The sequence below is a fragment of the Streptomyces sp. NPDC002130 genome (assembly GCF_040296465.1).
GTDB lineage: Bacteria > Actinomycetota > Actinomycetes > Streptomycetales > Streptomycetaceae > Streptomyces.
In genome coordinates, this window is the sequence record NZ_JBEOXI010000091.1 from 22,012 (window position 1) to 29,018 (window position 7,007).

General features: G+C 73.7%; 5 protein-coding genes and 1 pseudogene. 2 read left to right on the plus strand and 4 right to left on the minus strand.

Annotated features, from left to right (window positions below; genetic code table 11):
* The first annotated feature begins 5 nt into the window (after positions 1-5).
* A complete protein-coding gene (locus ABT116_RS18965) occupies positions 6-1,598 on the plus strand; it encodes an ABC-F family ATP-binding cassette domain-containing protein (protein ID WP_351634740.1) in 1,593 nt (530 codons plus the stop codon).
* Between the two features lie 38 nt (positions 1,599-1,636).
* On the opposite strand, the gene ABT116_RS18970 is transcribed toward ABT116_RS18965, so the two are convergent.
* A complete protein-coding gene (locus tag ABT116_RS18970) occupies positions 1,637-3,067 on the minus strand; it encodes a dihydrolipoyl dehydrogenase family protein (protein ID WP_351634746.1) in 1,431 nt (476 codons plus the stop codon).
* A 119-nt stretch (positions 3,068-3,186) separates the two neighbouring features.
* Here ABT116_RS18970 and trxA point away from each other — a divergent pair, with 119 nt between their 5' ends.
* The gene (gene trxA / locus ABT116_RS18975; protein ID WP_053673779.1) at positions 3,187-3,567 is read left to right on the plus strand and encodes a thioredoxin; all 381 of its coding nucleotides are present in this window, start codon (positions 3,187-3,189) and stop codon (positions 3,565-3,567) included.
* 65 nt (positions 3,568-3,632) lie between these two features.
* On the opposite strand, the gene ABT116_RS18980 is transcribed toward trxA, so the two are convergent.
* The 3 genes and pseudogenes from ABT116_RS18980 to ABT116_RS50890 form a co-directional block, all read right to left on the minus strand.
* Entirely contained in the window at positions 3,633-5,069 is a 1,437-nt protein-coding gene (locus ABT116_RS18980; protein ID WP_351634754.1) for a benzaldehyde dehydrogenase, read from the minus strand.
* Positions 5,070-5,434: 365 nt separating this feature from the next.
* Positions 5,435-6,484 (minus strand): LacI family DNA-binding transcriptional regulator, encoded by a 1,050-nt coding sequence (locus ABT116_RS18985; protein ID WP_502983894.1) that lies wholly within the window; start codon positions 6,482-6,484, stop codon positions 5,435-5,437.
* Between the two features lie 79 nt (positions 6,485-6,563).
* Positions 6,564-7,007 (minus strand): annotated as a pseudogene (locus ABT116_RS50890) (hypothetical protein); the annotation flags it as partial.

Sequence of the window (7,007 nt, forward strand, 5' to 3'; positions counted from 1 at the left end):
TTCTCATGATCACCGTTCGTGACGTCGACGTGCGCGTGGGCGCGCGTCTGCTGCTGTCCGGCGTCTCCTTCCACGTCTCCCCCGGCGACCGCATCGGCCTGGTCGGCCGCAACGGCGCCGGGAAGACGACCCTCTTGCACACCCTGGCGGGCGAACTGCGGCCCGCCGCCGGCTCTGTCGTCCGCGCGGCGGGTGTCGGACATCTCCGCCAGGACTCGCGCGCCGCGGACCAGTCGGTCACCGTCACCGACCGGATCCTGTCCGCGCGCGGTCTGGACCTGGCCGTGCGGGCGCTGCGCGGCGCCGAGGCCGCGATGGCCGACGGGACGGAGCGGTCGATGAACGCCTACGTGCGGGCCGAGGCCGAGTTCCAGGCCCGCGGCGGTTACGCGGCCGAGGCGGAGGCCGCCCGGGTCGCCGCCGGGCTCGGCCTGCCCACGGCCCTGACGGACCGGCCGCTCAGCGCGCTGTCGGGCGGTCAGCGCCGTCGCGTGGAGCTGGCACGCATATTGTTCGCCGGGCACGGCACCCTGCTGCTGGACGAGCCGACGAACCACCTCGACGCGGCCTCCATCGCCTGGCTCCGCACCTTCCTGACGAGTCATCAAGGCGGCCTGGTGATGATCAGTCACGACACGTCGCTGCTGGCCGGCACCGTGAACCGGGTCTTCCACCTGGACCCGGGGCGGGCCGCGCTCGACCTCCACAACACCGGCTGGGACACCTACCTGGCGCAGCGGGAGGCCGACGAGCGGCGACGGGCACGCGAGCGGGCGAACGCCGAGCGCAAGGCGGCCGCGCTGCACGCCCAGGCCGGCAAGATGCGGGCCCGGGTGTCGACCGCGGTGGCCGCGCGGAACATGGCTCGTCGTGCGGACCGGCTGCTCGCCGACCTCGAACCGGCCCGCCACTCCGAGAAGACGGCCAGGATCCGGCTCCCCGAGCCGGCGCCCTGCGGCCGTATTCCGCTCGGCGCGGTGAGCCTGACCAGGTCGTACGGCGGTCAGAACGTTCTGCGCGGCGTCGACCTGGCCGTCGACCGGGGCAGCCGGGTGGTGGTGCTCGGTCCCAACGGAGCGGGAAAGACCACCCTGTTGCGCATCCTCGCCGGGCAGGACAGGCCCGACAGCGGCCGGGTGGTCCACGGGCACGGTCTGCGCGTGGGCTACTTCGCGCAGGAACACGACACCCTGAACCCGGAGTCGACGGTCCGTGAGCACCTGGCCGGCGCCGCGCCGCACCTGACCGACGGGGAAGTCCGCCAGGTCCTGGGCGCGTTCCTGTTCACCGGCGACGACGCAGGCAAGCCGGTCGGTGTCCTGTCCGGCGGCGAGAAGACCCGGCTCGCCCTGGCGGGTCTGGTGCACTCGGGCGCGAACGTCCTGCTCCTCGACGAGCCCACCAACAACCTGGACCCCGCCTCCCGGGCGGAGGTCCTGGCCGCGGTGGGCACCTACCCGGGCGCGATCGTCATGGTCACGCACGACGAGGGCGCCGTCGACGCGCTGCGGCCGGACCGGGTGCTGCTCCTTCCGGAGGCCGAGGAGGACCTGTGGGACGACGACTACCGGGAGCTGGTGGTGCCCGCGTACGCGTGAGGCCGGTCGGCGCCGCTCGGGCGCCGACGATCCGCGGGTCAGGCGTCCCGGTACGCCTCCAGCAGCCGCAGCCACACCTCGCTGATCGTCGGGTACGACGGGACGGCGTGCCACAGGCGGCTGACCGGGACCTGGCCGGCGACCGCGATGGTCGCGGAGTGGATGAGTTCGCCGACGCCGGGGCCGACGAAGGTGACGCCGCGCAGGATCTCGTCCTCGACGTCGACGACCATGCGGGCGCGGCCCTGGTAGCCGTCGGCGTACAGGCCGGCCCCGGACACGGTGGACAGGTCCACGTCGACGGCCCTCACCCGGTGCCCCGCCTCTTCCGCCTCGGCCAGGGACAGGCCCACGGCCGCCGCCTCCGGGTCGGTGAAGACGACCTGGGGGACGGCCGCCTGGTCGGCCGTCGCGGCGTGAGCCCCCCAGGGCTCGACGACGAGCGACTCCCCCGTGGCGCGTGCGGCGATGGCGGCGCCCGCGATGCGGGCCTGGTACTTGCCCTGGTGGGTGAGGAGGGCACGGTGGTTGACGTCGCCGACCGCGTACAGCCAGTCGTGGCCGCTCACGCGGAGGCTGTCGTCGACCGGCAGCCAGGAGCCGGGGGCGAGGCCGATCGTCTCCAGCCCGATGTCGTCGGTGCGCGGGGCGCGGCCGGTGGCGAAGAGGATCTCGTCGGCCTCGATGCGCTCGCCCGTGTCGCTGACGGCCACGACCGTGCCGTTCTCCCGGGTCACCGACTCCACCGACGTGCCCGTGCGGACGTCCGCTCCGGCCTCGGTGAGCGCCTCGGCGATCAGTTCCCCGGCGAAGGGCTCCATCCTGGGGAGCAGGCCCTTGCCGCGGACCAGCAGGGTGACCCGCGAGCCGAGGGCTTGCCACACCGTGGCCATCTCGGTGGCGACCACGCCGCCGCCGATCACGATCAGCCGGCCGGGCACCGTCTTGGAGCTGGTGGCCTCCCGGCTGGTCCACGGCTTCACGGCGTCGAGCCCGGGGAGGCCGGGGAGGGCGGCGCGGCTGCCGGTGCAGACGGCGACGGCGTGCCGGGCGGTCAGGACGCGCTCGCCACCGTCCGGGCCGGTGACCGTCACCGTGCGCGGCCCGGTGAGGCGGCCGTGGCCGCGGTACAGGTCGGCGCCGATGGAGTCCAGCCAGCCGACCTGACCGTCGTCCTTCCAGTTCGAGGTGTAGTAGTCCCGGTGGGCGAGGACCGCGGACGCGTCGAGGGGGCCCTGCACCGACTGGCGCAGGCCCGGCACGCGGCGGGCGTCCGCGCGGGCGATGACCGGCCGCAGCAGGGCCTTGCTGGGCATGCACGCCCAGTAGGAGCACTCGCCGCCGACCAGCTCGCTCTCCACGACCGCGGTGGTCAGTCCGGCGGCGCGGGTGCGGTCGGCAACGTTCTCCCCCACGGGACCGGCCCCGAGCACCACGACGTCGTACGCGTTGGTTTCCGTTTCCGTCATGGGGTCAGTCTGGTGGGTGGTGTGCGCCCTGGCCACATGGGTAGGGGCGCGGAATACGTGTCCGGTCGGCCGTGTCGTGCCGACGGCTTGACCCCACACCAGGAAGAGGGATTTACGCCATGAGCAGCACCGTGGAGCTCACCAAGGAGAACTTCGACCAGACGGTCACGGACAACGAGTTCGTCCTGATCGACTTCTGGGCCGACTGGTGCGGGCCGTGCAAGCAGTTCGCCCCGGTGTACGAGAAGGCGGCCGGGGAGAACCCTGACCTGGTGTTCGGCAAGGTGGACACCGAGGCGCAGCCCGAGCTGGCCGCGGCCTTCGGTATCCAGTCCATCCCCACGCTGATGATCGTCCGTGACCAGGTCGCCGTGTTCGCGCAGCCGGGCGCCCTGCCCGAGGCCGCCCTGACGGACGTCATCGGGCAGGCCCGCAACCTCGACATGGACGAGGTGCGCAAGGCCGTCGCCGAGCAGCAGGCCCAGCAGCCGGCCGAGTGACCCGTCCGGGGGCCCGGACGACCGGGCCCTCCCGCACCGGCCCCTCCCGCACGGGGTGCGGGGCTCTAGAAGGGGTACGGGGCGACGTCTCCGCGTACCGTCGTCCAGCGCAGTTCGGTGAAGGCCTCCAGGTTGGCCTCGCCGCCGAAGCGGGCGCCGGTGCCGGAGGCGGCGACGCCGCCGAAGGGCGCCACGGCCTCGTCGTTCACGGTCTGGTCGTTGATGTGGACGATGCCGGTCGGGATGCGCTCGGCGAGGTCGAGGCCGCGGGCCGGGTCCCTGGTGACGATGCCCAGGGAGAGGCCGTAGGGGCTCTGCGCGGCCAGGGCCGCCGCCTCGTCGGTGGTGCTGAAGGAGCGGACGGGCGCCACCGGGCCGAAGACCTCCTCCGTGTAGGCGGGGGTGCGGTCGTCGACGTGGGCGAGGACCGTCGGCCGGTAGAAGAGCCTGTCGTGGGTGCCGCCGGCGGCGAGCTTCGCGCCCGCGGCCGTGCTGGCCTCGACCAGGCCGCTGATCTTGGCGAGCTGGCCCGAGTCGATGATCGGACCGAGGTGGACCTGCCCCCGATGCGGGTCGCCGACGGCGAGTGAGTCCGCCTTGGCGGCCAGCCGCTCGACGTACTCGTCGTAGAGGGACGCGTGCACCAGATGGCGTCCGGTGGTCATGCAGATCTGACCCTGGTGGAAGAACGAGCCCCAGGCGGCCGTGGATATCACCGCGTCGAGATCGGCGTCCTCCAGCACGATCATGGCCGAGTTGCCACCCAGTTCCAGGTGGGCCCTCTTGAGGTGACGGCCGGCGGCCTCGCCCACGGCCCGTCCGGCGGCGGTGGAGCCGGTGAAGGAGATGATCGGCACGCGCGGGTCGGCGACCAGGGCCTGTCCGGCGTCCGGGCCTCCGGGCAGCACGTGCAGCAGGTCCTCCGGCAGGCCCGCGGCGGCGAAGACCGCGGCGAGGGACAGCCCTCCGCAGACGGCCGTGCGCGGGTCCGGCTTCAGCAGGACCGCGTTGCCCAGCGCCAGGGCCGGTGCGACGGAGCGGATGGACAGGATCAGTGGGGCGTTGAACGGCGAGATCACGCCGACCACGCCGGCCGGGACGCGGCGCGTGTACGACAGGCGCGGCGCCTCGCTGGGCAGCACCTGTCCGGCCGGGCGGGAGGCGAGCGCGGCGGCCTCGTAGCACTCCTGGGCTGCGACGTGCAGCTCGAAGTCGGCCTTGCCGGGGACGGAGCCCGATTCGCGGACGAGCCATTCGCGCAGTTCGGCGGCGTGCGCGGTGAACAGGTCGCCGGCCTTGCGGAGCACGGCGGCACGGGCGAAGTGCGGGGTGCGTGCCCACGCGATCTGGGCGGTGGCGGCCCGCCCGGCGGCGGCTTCGACGTCCTCGGGGCCGGCGAGGGCGAGAGTGCCGAGGGCTTGGCCGGTGGCGGGCTCGGTGACGGTGTACCCGGGCCCCGCGAGGCTGCGGGGCTGCCAGGTCTTCGTGTCGAGCAACGGCATGACGGCTCTCCGATCGATCGGTCACCGGCTGACGGGCGAGCGGAACTCCCGTCGTGCGCGGCCGGTTCGGCGGTCACATGGCGGAACGCGCCGAGCGGGCGCGGCGGTGCGTGCCGCGACCCGAGCAGGAACGCGTCCCCGTTTTGTTGAGCATGCAACATCCTAGCCGTGCCGCGCACCCAGACCGGACCGTCTGCCTATTGCCGCCCGCCGATTTCCGTCGCCGATCGCCGTCTGTCGATTGCCGGTTGACGTCCGGCGGCCGGCTGTCGGCAGTCGGCTTCCGACGCTCACCCGCTGCCGGATGGCATCCGGTGTCTGCCATCCGGCACCTGACATCTGACGGAACGTCACGTCCGCCCGGGTCAGCTCGATTCGCGGTGCAGCACCGTCGCACCCAGCACCTTGTGCGTCTCGGGCTCGGTGGCCGGATTGCGCACGGCCCGGTCGACCAGTTCGGCGAGTTCACGCCCGGACGGCAGCCGCAGGCGGACCGTGCTGAGCCGGGGCCGCAGCAGCCGCCCGAGCACCAGGTCGTCGGCCCCGATCACGGCCGTCTCCTCGGGGATGCGGATGCCCTCGTCCAGCAGGGCCCGCATCAGCAGCATCGCGTACTCGTCGTTGTAGGTGAACACGGCGTCCAGGCCCAGCGTGCGCCAGCGGGCGGCCAGGCGCGCCGCGGCCTGCTCGTCGTAGGCGAGGGGCAGTTCGGTCACCGTGGCGTCCGTGCCGCGCACCGACTGGCGTACGCCGTCGAGGCGGGGTGCGGAGAACGCCTCGAGACCGGACTCCTGTGGGACGACGACGCCGATGCGGCGTCTGCCGCGGTCGTAGAGGTGGGCGCCCGCGCTGTGGCCGACGACGTCGTGGTCCATGAGCAGCGCGTGCGCGCCCTCGATGGTCTCGGGGCCGAGGGTGACCACGGCCCGCGCCCCCGAGCGCTTGAGCACCGCCACCCCGCGCGGGCCGAGCCCGGAGCCGGGCACGAGCACGGCCACGGGCCGCAACTCGGCCCAGGCGCGGGCGGCTTCGTCGCCGTGCGGGCCGCCGGTGCCGTGCTGCACGACCGTGTAGTCCAGGGCGGCGAGCGATCCCTGGAGGTCGGCGAGGAACCGGCTGTAGAGCGGGCCGACGGGGAAGGTCGGCGCGGGGATCAGGACCATGCGGCTGTGCCCGGCGCGCAGACTTCGGGCCGCGGCATGGGGTACGTACCCGAGTTCCTTCGCAGCCTCGTGCACACGGCGGCGGGTGGGTTCGCTGATCCGTACGGCGCTGGTGTTGTTGAGGACGTAGGAGACGGTCGCGCGCGAGACGCCGGCCAGGCGGGCCACATCGGCGCTCGTGGGCACGGAGCGCGACGGTGCGGGGGACGGGGGCGCGGGCGTTTTCGGTATCTGCACCATGACGTACGGCATCTTGGCAGAAGCCCCAATGCGCCTGTCCGGCGGGGGAGTTGTGAGGAACCCGTGAGCGTTCACGGGGTACGGCGGGCGCCTATCGGCAGGCGGTGCCCGCGCCCGTCACCCGGTCGACCAGGTCGATCCACGCGGCCTCCAGGCGGGCCAGGGGGACCCCGCACTGCCTGGTCAGATGGTGGATGAGGGCCGGGTCCAGCTGGCCCATCAGCGCGTGGGAGAGGAGATCGCAGTCGGCGTCGGGGACCGCCTGGCGCAGCAGCATCTCGATGTGGTGCCGCAGTACGCGGCGGGCGGGGGCGACGAAGCGGCGGTTCGCGCCGGGCTCGGCCGCCAGCTGCAGCTCCAGGTCGTCGGCGGAGCGGCGCAGCATGGCGCAGCCGAACGCCCGCAGCCGCTCCACGGGAGGCGCTCCGGGTCCGAGCGGCGGCGGGCCGCCGAGGAAGGCGGCCTGGCCAGCGCCGCATGCTCCAGGAGCGGGGCTACGAGCCGACGCCCGAGGAGGTCGCGGCCCACCTGGACC